13 protein-coding genes are annotated in these 16,879 nt (G+C 65.8%); 6 read left to right on the top strand and 7 right to left on the bottom strand.

All coding sequences use genetic code 11. The features are described from left to right. The first annotated feature begins 5 nt into the window (after positions 1-5). Positions 6-1,340, top strand: coding sequence for a VirB4 family type IV secretion system protein (locus tag PKD89_RS14005; protein ID WP_289011802.1), 1,335 nt, complete (start codon positions 6-8; stop codon positions 1,338-1,340). A 98-nt stretch (positions 1,341-1,438) separates the two neighbouring features. On the opposite strand, the gene PKD89_RS14000 is transcribed toward PKD89_RS14005, so the two are convergent. The 5 genes from PKD89_RS14000 to PKD89_RS13980 form a co-directional block, all read right to left on the bottom strand. Continuing rightward, positions 1,439-2,053, bottom strand: a complete 615-nt coding sequence (locus tag PKD89_RS14000) for a cation diffusion facilitator family transporter (RefSeq protein ID WP_289011801.1) — start codon at positions 2,051-2,053, stop codon at positions 1,439-1,441. A gap of 15 nt (positions 2,054-2,068) precedes the next feature. Beyond that, on the bottom strand, positions 2,069-2,374 hold the full coding sequence (locus PKD89_RS13995; RefSeq protein ID WP_289011800.1) for an ArsR/SmtB family transcription factor: 306 nt from the start codon (positions 2,372-2,374) through the stop codon (positions 2,069-2,071). A gap of 62 nt (positions 2,375-2,436) precedes the next feature. Beyond that, the gene (locus PKD89_RS13990) at positions 2,437-3,768 is read right to left on the bottom strand and encodes a hypothetical protein (protein ID WP_289011799.1); all 1,332 of its coding nucleotides are present in this window, start codon (positions 3,766-3,768) and stop codon (positions 2,437-2,439) included. A 365-nt stretch (positions 3,769-4,133) separates the two neighbouring features. Further along, a complete protein-coding gene (locus PKD89_RS13985) occupies positions 4,134-4,457 on the bottom strand; it encodes a helix-turn-helix transcriptional regulator (protein WP_349257354.1) in 324 nt (107 codons plus the stop codon). Between the two features lie 4 nt (positions 4,458-4,461). Next, the gene (locus tag PKD89_RS13980; RefSeq protein ID WP_349257353.1) at positions 4,462-5,541 is read right to left on the bottom strand and encodes a tyrosine-type recombinase/integrase; all 1,080 of its coding nucleotides are present in this window, start codon (positions 5,539-5,541) and stop codon (positions 4,462-4,464) included. 173 nt (positions 5,542-5,714) lie between these two features. On the opposite strand from PKD89_RS13980, the gene PKD89_RS13975 reads away from it, so the two are divergent. The 5 genes from PKD89_RS13975 to PKD89_RS13955 all read left to right on the top strand — a co-directional run bounded on the left by PKD89_RS13975 (position 5,715) and on the right by PKD89_RS13955 (position 10,794). Further along, the gene (locus tag PKD89_RS13975; protein WP_289011796.1) at positions 5,715-7,454 is read left to right on the top strand and encodes a type IV secretory system conjugative DNA transfer family protein; all 1,740 of its coding nucleotides are present in this window, start codon (positions 5,715-5,717) and stop codon (positions 7,452-7,454) included. Positions 7,455-7,457: 3 nt separating this feature from the next. Next, the gene (locus PKD89_RS13970; protein ID WP_289011795.1) at positions 7,458-7,934 is read left to right on the top strand and encodes a hypothetical protein; all 477 of its coding nucleotides are present in this window, start codon (positions 7,458-7,460) and stop codon (positions 7,932-7,934) included. Positions 7,935-8,106: 172 nt separating this feature from the next. After that, positions 8,107-9,600 carry an IS1380 family transposase gene (locus PKD89_RS13965; protein WP_289011794.1) on the top strand — a complete coding sequence of 498 codons (1,494 nt, stop codon included), beginning with the start codon at positions 8,107-8,109 and terminating at the stop codon, positions 9,598-9,600. Positions 9,601-9,933: 333 nt separating this feature from the next. Further along, on the top strand, positions 9,934-10,494 hold the full coding sequence (locus tag PKD89_RS13960) for a Panacea domain-containing protein (protein WP_289011793.1): 561 nt from the start codon (positions 9,934-9,936) through the stop codon (positions 10,492-10,494). A 9-nt stretch (positions 10,495-10,503) separates the two neighbouring features. Beyond that, complete coding sequence (locus PKD89_RS13955) at positions 10,504-10,794, top strand: hypothetical protein (RefSeq protein ID WP_289011792.1); 291 nt, start codon at positions 10,504-10,506, stop codon at positions 10,792-10,794. A 602-nt stretch (positions 10,795-11,396) separates the two neighbouring features. Here PKD89_RS13955 and PKD89_RS13950 read toward each other — a convergent pair. Together PKD89_RS13950 and PKD89_RS13945 are read right to left on the bottom strand one after the other, a co-directional pair. After that, complete coding sequence (locus PKD89_RS13950) at positions 11,397-16,403, bottom strand: hypothetical protein (RefSeq protein WP_289011791.1); 5,007 nt, start codon at positions 16,401-16,403, stop codon at positions 11,397-11,399. 182 nt (positions 16,404-16,585) lie between these two features. Next, positions 16,586-16,825, bottom strand: coding sequence for a hypothetical protein (locus PKD89_RS13945; RefSeq protein ID WP_289011790.1), 240 nt, complete (start codon positions 16,823-16,825; stop codon positions 16,586-16,588). Positions 16,826-16,879: the final 54 nt, after the last annotated feature.

The following is a 16,879-nucleotide window of genomic DNA, read 5'->3' as shown; positions in this document are numbered from 1 at the left end:
TGCTGATGACCAACCCCGCTCTGGCGGCAGCGAGGCTCGGCCAGGACCCGTTCGAGATGACGACGCAGGCGGCGGGGGCGGTGTTCCCGTTCGTCATGCAGCAGGGTCTGCGTGACCTGCGCGGCGTCGTCGTCGGGATGAATGTCCTGGCGGGCGGCGCGTTCGTGTTCGACCCGTTCAGGGCCTATGCGAACGGGCTGGTGACCAACCCCAACATGGCGATCTTCGGGTCGCCCGGGCAAGGCAAGTCCGCACTGGTTAAGACGCTGCTCTCACGAATGGACGCACTGTCGGGTGCGTCCCGGTTCGTGGCCATCATCGACCCGAAGGGCGAGTACATCGACCTGGCCGGATGGCTCGGCTACCAGGTGCTGTCGCTTCGCCCTAACGGCGGGGTGCGCCTGAACCCACTCGGTGGGGACGCCACGATCGAGGAAGGTGCCACCGACCGCCGCTCGAAGCTTGTCGGCGCCTTGGCGGGCCAGGTGCTCGACCGGCCACTGTCGGGCTTGGAGGAACAGACCATCTGGGCGGCGGTCGAGATCCTCGGGACACATGACCGTGCGTCCCTCCGGGATCTGGTGGACCTGCTGGGCGAGCCCACCGCCGAGCTGCTCGCCGCTGCTGAGGTCGACCGGACGGATTGGTCGCGGTCGACCGACCCGCTGCGTCGCGCCCTGTCGAGGCTGGTCGACCGGTCGTTGCGCGGCATGTTCGACGGCGACGACAGCGTGAACATCTCGGGCACCAACCGGGGTGTGGTGATCGACCTCTCGGCGGTCTATGGCGACCCGATCGCGCTTCCGCTCGTGATGGTGGCGGTCACCGGCTGGCTGCAAGAACTGCGAGCAACCCAGGGCGGCGGGCGCCAGTGGATCCAGGTGTTCGACGAAGCGTGGGGACTCCTGCAACACGCATCCCTCGCTGCGTACCTTCAATCGGCGTGGAAGCTGGGACGGACGTGGGGTGTGGCGAACGTGCTGGTCGCTCACCGATTGTCGGACCTGCGGGCGCAGGCCGACGACGGGACGTCCACCGTCAAGATCACCTCAGGCCTGGTGTCGGACACGGCCACACGGGTGGTGCTCCGACAAGCGGCCGCCGAACGGTCGGACTTCCAAACCCAGCTGGGCCTATCCGAGCGAGAGTCGGGAATCATCACCGACCTGGTGCGCGGCCGCCACCTCTGGCAGATCGGCGCCTCCAAAGCGGTCGTCCAACACATCGTCGGGAGTCACGAGTGGCCGCTGGTCGACACCGACCAGCAGATGAGGGAGAACCACACTGGGTTCCCGGCTTCTCCGAGCGAACTGGCGGGAACCGGAGTGGGTGCGTCGTGAGGATGCTACCGGGGGTGTCGGGTTCGTGGAACCGATCGGGTAGGCCGATGCGTGGAACGGGCCCGGAGCATGTGAGCGAACTGGGCGGGTGTGAGTTGTCAGTCGTCGTCGAAGAGCGCTTCGCGTCCTTCGTTGAGGAGAAGGGAGACGATCCCGAGGGCGGCGGCCGGGTCTGCCCACCACCAGCCGAGCAGGCTGTTGAGGATCAACCCGGCGAGTACGACGGCGGAGAGGTAGACGCAGGCGAAGGTTTGGGCGCTGTCGGCGAGACCGGCTCTGCTGTCCAGTTCGGTGGCGACCTGTCGTTTCTTCCAGGCGAGGATCGGCATGACGATCAGCGAGGCGGCGGTGAGCGCGATCCCCACCGGCGATGCGTCGGGTGGTTCTCCTCTGATGAGGGAGCGGAGGGCTTCGAAGGCGACGACAGCGGCAAGGATGAAGAAGCTGATCCCGATGAGCCGGGTGGCTTGGTGCTCGACGCGTTCGGCGCGTTCGGGGTCGCGTCGTTCGGCTCGGAGACGCCAGAGGAACACCGATGCGGAGATCGACTCGACGGCGCTGTCGAAACCGAATCCGAGGAGTGCTTGGCTGCGGGCGACCAGCGCGGCGGTGATGGCGATGGCGCCCTCGCCGAGGTTGTAGGCGATGGTGAATATGGCGAGTGCGGTGGCCCAGGCCAGGAGGCGGGGCCGGTCGGGCGAGGTTGTCTCCATCGTCGGGGTCCGGGTTCAGGTGTCGCAGCGACCGGGAAGGTCGAGCGCGGTAAGCAGGGTGAGGGCTTCGGTGAGCCTGGGGTCGGCGAGGTCGTAGCGGACTCGGCGGCCTTCGGCTGTGGCGGTGACCAGCCCGCATTCGCGCAGACAGGTCAGGTGGTTCGAGAGGTTCGCTCGGGTGACGGCGAACTGATCGGCCAGTTCGGTCGGGTATGCGGCGCCGTCGATGAGGGTGACGAGGATGCGTCGTCGTGTGGGGTCGGCGAGCGCCCGGCCGATGCGTGCGAGCGAGTCGAGGTCAACCACCGATGATACAGCCACGGGCTGATAGTACAGGAACGCCTGAAGTGTTCAAGGGCCTGGTCGTACCGGACGGGCGGGGGTCAGGTCTTCTCGAGGTCGGGGTGCGCGACGGTGCCTGCGTAGCGGGTTGCGGCGCTGACGCTGAGCCCGAAGAGGTCGCAGATTCGGCGGATGTCGCCGCCGTTGGTGTGGATCTCTTGGAGGATTCTGTCCTCGCGCAGGGTTTGTGGGCGGAGGTCGGTGTTGGTCCACGGGAACTGTCTGCCGACGGGCCCGAGCCTTGGTGCGTTGCGCATGCCGACGAAAAGGTGCGTGTTGATGCTGCCCGGCCATTTGACCGCCCGGTGGTTGAGCCATGCGGTGAGTCGACTGAGGACGGGGTCGGCGAGGGGGATGTTCCGGTTGTTGATGTGGAGGCGTCCGTCGACGATGTCGGTGAGCTGAAGGTTCTGCACTTCTTTGGCGGTGAGGGCGTGAAAGGCGACCAGAGCGACGGCGAGGGCGGTGGCTGGGTTTGGGGAGTTCAAGGCTTGGCGGACCGATTCGGTGTCGAGCGGGAGAGGCACCGTGGCGTTCACCCGGGTTGTCGCCATTCCGGCGGTGGGGTTGGTGAAGATCAGCTTTCGGCTTTTGAGGACGCCGAACAGCGACCGCAGCCCGTACTCGGCGAAGTTGCGTTGCGATCCGCTCTCGGGCAGTGCCTCGCGCACTTGTGCTTGTGTGATCTCGGAGAGGGACCGGTGCCCGTTGGCGGCCCAGGCGTGGAGGATCGGGGCGATTCCGAGGATGTGGATGCGAGTGGTCTGTGGGTCGCGTGCTTGCCGTCGGGGCGCTGTGGAGCTGCCGTCCAACATGACTTCGAGCCAGACCTCAAGCTGTTCGACCATCGGTGCGGGCAGGTCGGCGGTCTTGGCGGCGAAGTACTGCTCGGTGCGCGATTGGCGGTCGTCGTTGAGGAGACCTGCGGCGTCGAGAACCTCGAGGGTCGAGCCGACGTTGCCGCCGTAGCGGGACAGCTGCTCAACGTCGGTGGCGTTGACCTTCGCGGTTGGGGTGTCTTGAAGGACCTGCATGATCCGAAGCGAAGCGATGACGTCGTTGGTCTGGCGTTTGCTCCACCCGTGCTTGGTCCCGTGGGTGCGGACGACGTCCGCGCAGTAGCGGATCAGGTCGGTGTCGGCGGTCAGCGCTTGTCGTCGTACTCCGTCGGGGTCGTGGGGCACGTCGAGCAACTGGAGCTGCTGGGAGGTCGGCGGAACGAACGCGGTGGACACAGCTCGTTTGGATCGGCGGCCGATGGGACGGTCGGCCGGGCGTTTCTTGAGTCGCGGCTGGCGCATGTTCGCGAGGTAGAGCTGTTGGCCGTACCGGGTGGCTTCGTCGAGGTCGACGACGTGGCCCTTTGCAGCCATGAAGCGGCCTTGGTCGAGGCAGAGCCGACATGCGCCCCGATCTGCGATGCGGGTGTTGCGTCCGCAATAGAGGCAGTCGCCGATTGGGTAGTGGGTTGCCCACCAGCGGCAGCTCCAGCAACGCCAACTGTGGGCTCTCAACACACCCCAGGCGAGGCACCCTCGACACGAGCCGAGATGCAGCGGCCCACCGGGATGGCAGGCGTCGCACAGTCCGTCACTGAAGTAGTTGGGCGACTGGCAATCACCGCAGGCGGGCTCGGGGAACGGGCCGCCGGGCAGGCAGGCGTAACAGAAGTCGACCCGAGGTTTGACCCACGCGACCCGGTTGCGTTGGCAGGTGAAACAACGCTTCGGGGGTCGCGTCATAGGGGCGGTTCGGACTTCGTGTTCCCGAACCGTGGGACGACCACCGTCGGGCCCCGATCGGCAGTCGCGGCCTGGGGCTGTTCGGGCCGGCGCGCAGCGACGGCATCGGGCTCGTTGATCAGCAACGCGGCGGCGTCACAATCCAACACAGCACAGATCACGTCGAGGTCATCGAGGCGGATCGTCGTCGGTGTTCCCGACCACAACGCCGACATCTTCCCGGCGCTGAGCTCGAGTCCTGCTTCGCCGAGCAGACGGCGCATCTCGCCGGACTTCCAGATCCCGCGCTCGGCGGCCTTCAATCTCATGTTCCATTTCACAACCTCATCCTCCCTCTCCGAAGCGGGCAGCCAAACTCTGGTTGGCGTTCGTCCACGCCTTTTCGATGTGATCACTGCGCACATGGATGTAGCCCGACGTGGTCGCCAGCCATTGATGGCCCAACAGTTCCTGGAGCGCTTTGAGGTCCATGCCGTTGCCATAGAGCGACGAGGCGCAGTAGTGGCGGAGCACATGGGGTGTCAGCCGCCCGGCCCATCCCGGCAGCCACTTCCGGGTCGCTACTCCGAGCCCGCTTCTCAGCGCGTTGGCGCCCACCCGCGTGCACGTCACGCTGTCGGAGCTGAGTCGCTCGGAAGGAAACATCGGTGCGTCGGGGTTCGACCAGTCGCCGGCGAACTGGTGACGGACCTCGGCCAGCCACCAATCGATCAGACGGTCAGCACCATTGATCGCCGGGACGAGACGCGCTTTCGGTCCCCGTCCGCTGCTTCCCTTGCCGTGACGAACGTGGAGCTTGCCGAACTCGCCCAAGTCCGGACGCCAGTCGCGGATGTCGAGCATCACTGTTTCGTTGATCCTCAACCCGAGCCTGCGCCACAACGACGCAGCGAAGTAGTCACGCGCCGCCGGAAGGTACTTGCGGGCTTCGGGCACCGCAGCCCGCCAAGCGGTGAACAACCTATCGACCTCAGCGTCCGAGGGCGGCACTCGAACCTTGCCCATCGAGTTGCCGGACTGACGGTTGAACTCGTCGATCGGCTGCTGAACAACAACGCCGGTCAACGCGTGGATGTCGCCCTGATACCGGCTGACCATGAAGTCGAAGAACAACGCCAGCACGCCCGCCTTCCCGGCCCGCGTGCTCACCGTATTGCCCAGCCGCCGCTGTTCGGCCATGAACCGATCGGCGTCATCACACGTCGCGGTCCACAACGATCCCGTCAACGAACGGGCGAACTCGATGATCACCGACCGGGTTCGGCTCACATGCCTGTCGCAAAGCCCAGCTGCGGCCATCGCCAGCGCGTACTGGTCGACGATCTCCTGCTCGAAGTCCTCGACGTCCTCAGCGGTGCGCAGCACTCGGGGCGACCCGATCGTGCGGACCACCGCCAAGCTCAACGTACGACCAGTTCACCAAGAAGGAGCATCCATCAACTATATCGACGAACCGTCATGATTCCCGACCAAACGTCACCCAACGCAAACCAAGGCAACAACCCCGCCACCACCGAACGAACGGTCAATCAGGCTGGCACAAGCCTCAACGAACCCAAGCCCATAGAGATTGCGTCATGAACACCGCAACCCGCCGGGCGCAGCATCGGGCGACATCATCGGCCGGGCTCCAGCCTCACCACATGGCCGTCGCCTCGTTGAGCCTGATCGGCACCATCCCCGCCGTGTGGGTGGCATCCCAGGTGTCCGCACGCCTCGACGGGGCCCGACCACCCGACGGGGTCGGGTTCGAGGCGGTGGTGGAGGCGATCGCCAACGCCGGCGACCCGATGGCGGCACTCGGTTCGTCCGGCTCGCCGGGCGTGTTTTGGACGGTGATCGGCTTCGAGGCAGCAGCCGTCATGGTCCTCTCCGCCATCGGATGGAAGCGATGGCAGCAGCGCGACGCCAATGCGGGCCACGCCGACCGTTTCGATCTGGCGCCGATGGGCGCCAACGCGCTGGTCGAGCGGGGCGACATTCTGCGTCCAGCAGCATCGAAGCCGAAGGCGACCGATCTCGGCTGGGAGTTGGGTTCGGTGAAGGGCCACCGGGACGGGGTGTGGGCCTCGGTGGAGGACACCCTTCTGGTCGTGGCGCCACCGCGCACCGGCAAGACGGCCGGGTTCGTTGTGCCCGGCGTGTGGTCAGCTCCCGGGCCGGTCGTGGTGACCGGCACCCGGCCGGAAGTGGTCGACAAGACCGCACCGGTCCGATCGAAGGTCGGCACGGTCTTCGTCTGCGACCCGCAGGGGATGACGCCGAAATACACCGGCTTCCAGTGGGCACCAGCGCGTGGGTGCGATGTCGAACGAGTGGCAATGGAACGCGCCGGGTCGCTGGTCGGCGCCGGGGTCGACCACAGCAACACCGAGAATGGCGACTTCTGGACCGACATGACCAAATCGGTCGTCCGTGCCTACCTCCTCGCTTCAGCTCGGGCAGACCTGCCGATCTCTCGGGTGATCCGCTGGGCAGGCGCCCCAACCGACCCCGAGCCGGTCACGCTCCTGCAACAACACGGTCAGCACGAGTGGGCCCGCGAACTGTCCGAACAGGCCAAGGCCGACCCGAAACAGCGCGGGTCCGTCTGGGCCGGCGTAGTCCGCACCTTCGACTGCCTCGCGGACCCAGAGCTGCGGTCAACGTTCGATTGCCTGCCATCGGAGGGGTTCCAACCTGCCACGTTCCTGGAAAGAAGGAACACGCTCGGGATCATTGGATCAGCGTCGGTTCAAGAAACACTCGCTCCGCTCGTGGCTGCGCTCGTGGAAGACGTGACCGAGCGGGCACGGGAACGCGCAGCGCACTGTCCCGACGGTCGTTGCGAGCCGCCTCTGTCGGTGGTCCTCGACGAGTGCGCCAACATCGCACCGCTCCCGAAGCTGCCTACCTTGATGTCGGACGGGGGCGGGTCAGGCATCTCAACGATGATGGTGCTCCAGTCCATCGGGCAGGGGCGGAAACGGTGGGGCAAGGACGCCATGGACGGCCTGTGGGAAGCCGCCCGCATCAAGGTCGTCCTCGGCGGCGGTGGGAACGCCGAGGACCTCAAACGCATCTCCGACCTGGCAGGCGAGATCGACGAAGAGGTTCACTCCGAAACCCACGAGGCCGCCACCTGGTTCTCCCAGTCGCACGCTCGTGGCGCCCAGGCCCACGTGACCGTCCGCAAGGTGCCGATCTGGCCCGTGGCAGACCTTCGCCAACTCGAGAACGGCTCCGCTCTCATCCTCGCCGGAGCAGCTCGGATCCCGACCATCCAATGGCGAGGCTGGTGGGACCGCCCCGAAGCCAAGCTCGTCGAAGCGGCCTGAACCGTGGACTACATCACCGGCATCACAGGCGGGATACAACCTCCAGCCAACCCGACACCTCCGCCACCATCCGATGGGCCGGCGCCGATCTGGGCTGAACTGGCGCCGACCGATGCGGTCGTCCGTTGGGACGAACTCGAGGTGTGGGTGCGCTGGCTGGTGGAGCGCTTCCGACTCGGACCGCTCATCCCACCCTGTTGGCCCGCCCATGGCTGGGCGGTCGAGGAACTCTCAGCCCTCCACGCGGCATGGAACGGCGTCTACCGAGGCCCCGGATTCCCCGACGGTCCGCCCGGCTGGATGAACGTGCTCGCCCAGTTCGTTGGTCGCATCCGCACTATCTGGGCCGACCAAGTGTGCGGCCAATACCAGCACGAGGAACCAGGGCAGTCCTGGCCATCAGATCCGGTGATCACACGGGTGACGACTGACTTAATCGCCAAGGACCTCAGGTTGCGGGAGGCCTCACCCAGGGAATGACAGGCGACAATTCAGATGCAGACCAGCTCATCGCCAGCGACCAGATATGAGAAGAGTCGCCTCGACTAACCTCGATCCGGCACGCTGAGATCGTGAAGAATTAGGTTCGGACGCGACAAATGCGCTCCGTTCCAGCAAACTTGAGGGTGTTGAGGACCACAAGGGAGCTGGTTTGGAACGCATTCGTCAGGTGCAATCTAGCGCGTCGGTTTCGGTGCGTTATGACGGCGTCGATGAGACCGACAAGATCGTCGCGTTGGGCGGTTTGGGGCCGCTCGCCGAGTACTCGGATCGGCTTGGTCTGACCGCCGGGTTCGCCTCGGCGGTGCCCTATCGGGGTGCCGCCATGCCGGTCGTGGATCGGGGTGGGCTGTTGGTCCACAGTCTGTTGATGTTGAACGCCGGTGGCGACTGTTGCACCGACCTTGGGATGCTCCATCCAGCCGGAGGCGTGCTGGGCGATGTCGGCTCGGAGACGACGTTCCGGCGGATGATCACCGACATGGCCAAGACTGCCAAATCGGTCGGCGCTGTCGATGACGTGATGCGCGAGGTCCGCACCAGGGTGTGGGCCGAACACGGCTGGTCCAACCCCGGCCGCCGGGTGATCATGGACATCGACGCCACCCTGACACCCGCGCATTCGGAGAAGGAAGACGCCAAAGGCAACTACAAACGCGGGTTCGGGTTCCACCCGGTCGCGTGTTTCGCTGACTGCTCAGGTGAGGCCCTCGCAGTCGAGCACCGGCCCGGCAACGCCGGCGCGAACACGATCGCCGATCTGGTCGGCATCATCGACGCCGGCCTCGACGCACTCCCCGAAACGGTCGCCCGGTCGCATCGTCCCGGCGCTAACGCCGCTGAAGCGGCCAACGAGATCCTTGTCCGCTCCGATTCGGCCGGGCACACCCTCGGGTTCTTGTGGGACATGTCGGACCGCAACCTGCGGTTCTGTGTCACCGGCCGGTCGAACAACATCTTGAGTTCGGTGATCCTCGCCTTCGACGAGAACACCAACTGGGAGAACGCTTTGCGGCCCCGCAACGTCGACTGGGACCGCAACGATCCTGACGTCGATGCACGTGCAGCGCAGGTGGTCGAGGTCACCCATGACCCGGCCATCAAGGACTGGGTTGGCCTGAAGAAGCGACCCAAAGACGACCTCGATGTCCACTACCCGCCAGGCACCCGGATCGTCATCCGACGCGAACCATTACACCCCGGCGCCCAACAAAGGATGTTCGACACCAACGGCTGGCGTCACACCATCATCGTCTGCGATCTCCCCGACGACAGCCCGTTGGAGATCGACCAGCTCCAACGCGAACACGCCCACGTCGAGGAGAACATCAAACGTCTCAAGACCACCGGCCTCGACCGCTTCCCGTTCCCCGACACCGCCCGCAACAAGGTCTGGACCGCAATGGTCGGCTGGGCCCACACCCTCTGCCGATGGTTCCAGCTCGACCTCCTCGCCGGCACCGAGTTCGAACACGCTCACCCCAAAAAGCTGAGGCGCTGCCTGTTCGGCACACCGGCGATCCTGCGCACCAAGAACCGGCAGGCATGGACACTCTGGCCCAAACGCTGGCCATGGAACCCACACCTCCGGACCGCCGGACGACGACTCCGCACCATGAACCCGCCCACACCACTCAGGATCTGACCGCCCGCCACCCCGAGCAACCAGCAGCCCCACCCGGAAACACAGGGCCGGGCTGCTTCACCGACCCCACACACCAGTCTGAACAATCCTCAACGCACCGTGCGGGCGGCCAGCAAACCCCCAAACCCGACGGAAGCAGCCCACCACCCCCACCAACCCACCACCATCACACCAAAACAGCCTTCAAGTCGCCACCAGCGAAGAAACGTGCCGGATCGCGGCTAATAGTCTTGGGGTCGCGACTAGTCGAACACCCGCGCGACCACTAAGGTAAAACGGGCTCGAGGCAGTCGTGTAGCGTCCGACGCACGAGCACAAGGAGGAGGTGCCCCAATGTCCCAGATGACGAGCCCAACCGAATACAAGGAAAACAAGCTCTCTGAGCTGATCCTCTACATCTCAGAAAACATGGCCTCAGACCCTACGTTCGGCGCTACCAAGCTGAACAAGGTTTTGTTTTTTTCTGACTTTCTGGCCCACCGGACCCACGGGCAGCCCATCACTGGGGCCGCTTACATGAAGCTGCCCCACGGCCCAGTGCCGCGCCGCCTGCTACCGGTCCAAGAGGCGCTCGTTGGCGCTGGCGATGCGACCTTGGTCCGTCGTGACCACCTCGGGTATCCACAGAAGCGAGTCGTTCCACTTCGCTCCGCCAACCTCGAAGAATTCGATGCAAACGAGATCAACATGGTGGACGAAGTGATGTCAGCCCTACGTGGGGCAACCGCAGCCCGAGTGAGCGAGATGTCACATCGCCTGTCTGTTGGATGGCAGATTGCAAGCATTAAGCAAGACATCCCTTACAACTCTGTTTTCCTCTCAACGCAGCCCCTCAGCGCGGCTGACCGCCAGAGCGTCCGTCGAAAGGCCGACCAACTCGGCCTTTCGGCTTAACGGTCTCTTATGTGGGATGTACGTTTTGAGAGCGCGATCGACACTCAAATCACCGAACTTCGCGGCGGTAATGGACCGAGTCGCATAGATGACGTCTTCGAAGGGGTCGAGTGGGCCGTAGCCAACGACCCGAATCACTGGCAGGAAATTCCAGAGACCGGCTACCACGTTGCTCGCACGGAACCGGTAGATGGTCTCCCTGGCCTGCTCGTTGCCTACACTGTCCACGCAGACAAACAGCTCATCGCCCTGGAGTTTCTCGTCGAGATCGAGACATTTGAGGAAGAGGACTTTTCCTGACCTTCTGGCCAGCCCACCCCGTCGAGCCGCTAGGGATCGCCGCTTCCTGAAGCGCTGGGGCTCCGTGCTGCAACATCCTGATACAAGATCTAAGGGCAAGCAGCCTGACAGCGGAGAGCTACCTACAAGACCTCCCGCACTGTGAAAGTCGTCGCCTAGCCGGGCAGGATCAGAGCTCCCGCCGGTAGCCTCCTCAGGAGGTTCTTCTCAGCTCGCGCAAGGGTGGCCCTCCCAGGTTGCGCAAAGGCGGTCGGTAACCGGTAGAACCCACCGTTCCTGCTAGGTGGCTTAAAGCAATATACGTGGTTTCTGCAAACACGCCGAGAACGGTTGAAAAACACCGGCCATGGTCCACGGGACTGTTTCTTAGGTGTGGAAGAAGGCCCGCCAGATATAAGGGGCGTGGCGGATCCGTGCTGAGCCTTGTGACTTTCACTACAAAATGCTAATCCCACGTACATTCCGTAGCTTGCGGGCCTCGCTGGCGTTCAGGAACCGGCGCGACTGGACGAACTTTGTGCGTCAGCTATCGGCTGAGCGGAGACAGGCCCATGAAGCGGCGCTGAAGCTCCTGGACGCTTTTGAGAACTTGATTGCCGCCGCTATCTGGTGGCCGGCTCTATTCCGGCTCGGTTAGACCCGGCCGCAGCGCCGGGCTGGTGGGCGTGGCGGTGGAGCTGCTTCACGAGCGGGTCAAAGCCAGCGAGTGTGGGGTCGACGGAACTGAGCGGTTGTTCTCTGCCGTTAACCATCGATCTGCCGGTGGCTTCGGTGAGCATTTCCCAGCGTCGGAGTAGGTCGGGGTTGGCGACTGCTTCGGTTCGCATGTTCTCCCACGCTTGGTCGAGCTGTGCGGTGCCGGGCGGCCGGGAGCCGAGTACTGCGTCGAGCCGTTCGACGGTGCCGGGGTCTGCGTAGCGGGTGAGCAAACGGCGGGAGATTTCAACCAGCTCGGTGCGGACGGTAATGAGCCTGATGGAGTGGCGGAACGGCTCGTCTTTGCGTTCCTCTTGTTGAGCGACCTGGGCGGTGTAGGTGTCGATCTTCTCCAGGGTGGTGTCGATGCGCGCACCGGCGAGCTGAATGGCGTGGCGCTGCTTGTTGAGCTGCGCGCTGAGCCGGTCGTGATTGGCGTCGGGGTGGATCGGGTCGGCGACGTAGGTGTCGTCTGGCAGTGCGAGGTGGAAGCTGTGCCCTCGGTTGTCGATGTGAAGGGTCTGCTCGGCCTGCTCGAAGTCGAGGGTGATGGTTTCGGGGCAGCGGTGCGGGGCTCCACGGTTGGCGGTCCATCGGGTGAGTAACCGGCCCACGTCGTCGGTGGCGACCTCATTGTTGTCGATCCTCCACGTCGCCGGTCCGGGTGTTGGTCCGACGGCGGCGACGATCCCGTCAAGGTGCCGGCCCCGGTACTGGGCTTCCTGGAGTTTCTCTCGAAGGTTCGGCAGCGATCGTCGGGCCGAGTCGGCAGCCCGGCGGTGCCGGGTCTCAAGCTGGGTGAGCTGACGGACCTCGGCCTCGAGTTCGGCCTGCTTGCCGAAGTCCGGGTCGCCGGTGGCGGCCTCCTTGATGGCGGCGTATCCGATCAGCTCCGGGTCGTCGGTGGCGGTCTGGTTCGGTCCGTCGAGCGAGGCTCGCATGACCTGTCCGACGAACCCAGCCTTGCGTTGCACCCGCTGCCATTGCTGGATGCTGCCGGTTCGCTTCACGACGTAGGCGTGAACGCTGACGTTCTCATGCTGGTTGCCCTGTCGGACGATCCGGCCTTCCCGCTGTTCGATGTCGGACGGCTTATGGGGGCACGACAGGTGGTGAAGCGATGAGAGCCGCGTTTGTACATTTGTTCCCATCCCCATCTTCTCGGTGGAGGACACCGCCACGGTGACCTCGCCGTTGCGGATCGAGTCGAAAAACGCTTCCTTGGCCGCGTCGGACTGGTCGTGTTCGTGGGCGAACCCGATCTGCTCCCGAGGTACTCCCAGCTCGACGAGGTGGTCGCGGAGCCGGTTGTAGACAGTGTCGGTCCGCCCTGACTTCGGGGTGCCGACGTCGCAGAACGCGATGTGGGCAGCCCCTCGGGTGGGGTGGACGGCGCCGGTTTCGGTGAGGAACTTGTCGTCGGCGTGGGCGTGCCATTCGTCGGCGATCCCGCGGGCGGCCTCCCACACCAGGCTGTGCTCGGGGTCCTCGGGCTGGCCGGCGTAGCCGTGCCAGTCGAAGCTCGCTGCGCTGACGTCGTGGTCCAACTTGAGGTGGTTGTCGACGGTGGGTTCGACCCCACCCGACTTGAGCGCGCGGGCCCGGCCGACAGCTTCGGTTGCGATCCACTCGGCCAGCTCGGGGTCTGGCTCGATCTCGTGGATCTGCCGTTCGCCCCCGGCCAGCTCGGGCAGAGGGAGCCCGAGGTCTTCGGTTTGGACGATGTCGGCCCATTCGGAGGTCCAGCGGGCCATCTGGCGCAGCCCCCGGTACTGGGCAAGCCGCTCCTTGGGTGCGAGCGCACCATCCCGACCGAGTTCGAGTTCGCTGGTGGTCTTGGCGAACATCGACCGCCACGAGTCGAACGTGTCGATGTCGAGCCGTTTGAGCCCGGCGGGATCCACGAAGCGGGCCATGACCCATAGCTCCCCTGCCGTGTTGGACACCGGGGTGCCGGTGGCGAGCACGCACACGGTTGAGCCGGGGCGTTGTTCCCGCAGGGTGGTGATCTTGTCGAGCAGGTCGACCGACCGTTGCGACTCGGCCGTGGCCACGCCGGCGATTCGCGCTTTGGACATGATCGGCAGGTTCTTGAACAGGTGGGCCTCGTCGACAGCGACCCAATCGATCGGAGAGTGATCGAAGTAGTAGGGGTGCTGGTCGTGGTGCTCGGTGAGCTTGGCGATCTCGGCCTTGGCCTTCTCCTGGGCATTCTCCCGTTGACGCTGGAGCTTCTTCACCGAGCTGGTGGCGGCCTTGTTTTGCTCCGGGTCCATCCCACCCTGCGCCGCCTCCTTGGCTTGCTCCATCGCCAGGTCGATCTCGGCCAGTCGGTCGTTCAGCCGTGCTTCGACCGCCTCCGGCGACAGCGGCCACTTTCGCAGCGTCCCGTGGGTGACCACGACGGCGTCCCACTGCCCGGTTTGAAGCTGGGCACCAAGGCGCTCCCGGTTCGACGGGGTGATGTCGGACGGCTGGAGGCTGAGCACCCGAGCGGCCGGGTAGAGGTCGGTGATGTCCGACGAGAACTGCTCGAGCATGTGCCCCGGCACCGCATAACACGGGAGAGCGATCTGGCCGGTGCGGGCGAGCTCCATGCCGGACACCACCATTTCGGCGGTCTTCCCGGCACCTACCGGGTGGGCCAACAGGCTGTCGCCGGACTGGAGGATGCGGGCGATTGCGGCCTCCTGGTGCGGACGCAGTCGGAAGTCGGACCGGAGACCCTGGGGGTCGATCGGTGCTTGGGTGTAGTCGCGGGGGACGTGGGACCGATAGCGGGTGGTGTACTCGTCGCAGAGCCGCTCGGCCCGATCGGGGTCCTCGAACGCCCAGCGGTCCCATTCCTCTCGGATCTGGGCGATCATGTCGGACGCTTCGGCCGTGGCGGCCTCGTTGACCCACGAGTTGCCATCGCCGTCGGAATCTCGGACGGTCACCGACGTCCCGTTGAGTGCCGCCTCGACCAGCGAGTGAGCGTTGACGCGGTCGGTTTCCCACCGGGCGGTCACGGCCCCATACCGTTTGATGGTGTTCCAGCCGCCCCGGCTGTCCCACGTGATGTCGCACATGCGGGTGACGCCCTTGGGCGGCTGCCCGCCGATCCGGGTGTTGACGAACTCGTTCACGAGGTCGACCGGGATCCACGGCCCACCGAACGTGTCGTAAAGGTCATCGGCGCTGGCCGGTGCTGGCAGGACCGCCTCGATCTCTGCGAGGTAGGGCTCCTTTCGCGGGTCGCCGTCGTCGAGCGCCTCGATGGCCGCGTGCCTCGTACGGACCGGGCCGGAGAGGAAGTCGGAGCGGGTGATCCACTCCGTCGTGGTCGGATCACAGAACACCGCGCCGGTGCGCTCCAGCCGATCCAGGACGTCCTGTCCGGGTTCGTTTCGGAGTTGGCCGATGAAGTCGACGTCGACCCGCTGGGTGTGTCCCAGCGCGATGTTGAGTGCGTCGGCGTCGCTCGCAGCCGACGTTGGTGCGGTGGCGTTGACCTCCACCGGCGCATCGATGATCCTCGACGGTGTGACCTCACCGGTCGCGTGGTCGACCACCTCGACGGCGGACACCGCCGGCCAGCGGGGGTCGGTCCGAAAGCCACCCAGCGCTGGGCGGGTCACTCGGCCGGTCGCCGACTTCTTCGACCGGTTGATCGCCCCGTACTCGCCCCGATAGGCGGAGTAGGCCGATTGGAGCTTCGATCGAGCCTCGGCCGCATCACGTCCGGCCTGGTCATCGGCGAGGGTTGCGTCGAGGGCATCCCTCACCCGGATGAGCGCCGCCACCTCCGGCGCCTGCTTCGCAACGGGCACCCAGCCGACGCCGGTCTCGAACACCTCCGGCACCGCCTCATTGAGCCGGTGTGCGCCGGGAACGTCCCAGGTGGGTGTTCCACGCTGGCTCTCGAGCTCGGGTGGCGTCGAGAGCGGCCCCGGAGCGGTGTCGAACCTGCCGGCGGTGGCCCGGTCCAGGGCTGCTGGAAGACGATCGAGCGCTTCGTCGAGTGTCCCGCCGATGTGCATCTCGGGGGTGCTGTAGCGCCCGGTTCTACTGGTCACCTGGCCGAGGACCTGCCCGGGGTTATCGACGAAGTACTGCGACATGCGCACTCCGTCGATGTTCGCCGGCGTGGGTTCGATGAAGCCGCTCACGTGTGAAGCCACGGCGTCTGCCGACCGGCCTCGGAACACGATGATGTCGGTGACGACCTCGCAGCCGGCCTCCTGCACGTGGGCGGCCGACGGGAGTCGGACTGCCCCGACGAAGTCGGCGTGGGTGCCGATCGCCTCACGTCCCGCCGGGTCGATCGCGTCCATCGTGTACCGGCTGGTGACCATCACTCCGATGCCGCCAGGGGCGAGCGCACGGGCGGACTTGGCGAGGAAGTGATCGTGGATGGAGAGCCGGCGGCCTGGGTTATCGGTCTGATCGAACAGCCGGTAGGCGCCGAACGGGACGTTGCCGATCGTTGCGGCGACCTGTCCGTTGGCGAGGGGAGCGTCGGCGAAGGACCCGTGGATCACCTCGTGGCGTCCGGCGAACCTGGCTTCGGCAACCTGGGCGGTGGTGGCGTCCAGCTCGACGCCGGTCACCGTGGAACCCTCGGGTGCGATCGCCATGAACACGCCGCGTCCGCAGCCGGGCTCGAGTGTCGGCCCGTGGTGGGTCGCCGGGACGGCGTCCCACATGGCCTGGGCAATCCTCGGGTCCGTGTAGTGCGCGTTGAGCGTGGTCCGCTCGGCCGATGTGAGCCCGTCGGCCCCCACGAGTTCCTCCAGCTCGGCGCGCTCGGCGGCCCAGTCCGGGTGGGCGAAGATCTGGGGTGCAGCGCCCCAGCCGTGCCAGCGGGCCATCAGCGCCTGATCGGCGGTGCCGTCTCGAAGCGCACGCAGCACCTCGAGGTTGTCGTCCACCGCTCGCCGGGCCGTCAGCCGCTTCTCGGGTGCGGTCTCAAGCGGAGGTTCGGACGGTCGAGCGTGGCCGTCGGCGCGCTCAACAGTCGGTACGGGAGCCTGCTCATCGGTCAGCTCACGAGCACCCGCGGGCGAGGCGAGTCCGCTCGCCCCGCCGTCCGCTGGGTGGTCGAAGTCGAGTCCTAGTGGGCGTCCATCCACTCCTGCGGGGGCGGCCAGTCGTCGCCCGGGTAGATCAGATCCTCCTGCTCCCCCTCCGGGTCGTACTCCTCGTTCCGCTGGGCGTTGATCACCTCGGCCGCTGCCATCTCGGCCTGCGCCCGGTGCTGGGCGTCGGTTTCGCCCGGGCTCCTGGGGTGCCGGGCCATCACGTCGGCCATCGTCGCCCGTTCGGCTTCGGTCAGGTTCGGGATGACGGTCATCGTCGCTCTCCTTGGTTGGTGCTGCGAATAGGTCGAGCTGTTCGGCTGCCACGG

The sequence above is a fragment of the Candidatus Neomicrothrix sp. genome (assembly GCF_035329545.1).
GTDB lineage: Bacteria > Actinomycetota > Acidimicrobiia > Acidimicrobiales > Microtrichaceae > Microthrix > Microthrix subdominans.
The sequence above is the reverse complement of the archived record's forward strand: the minus strand, read 5'-3'. Positions and strand labels throughout refer to the sequence as shown.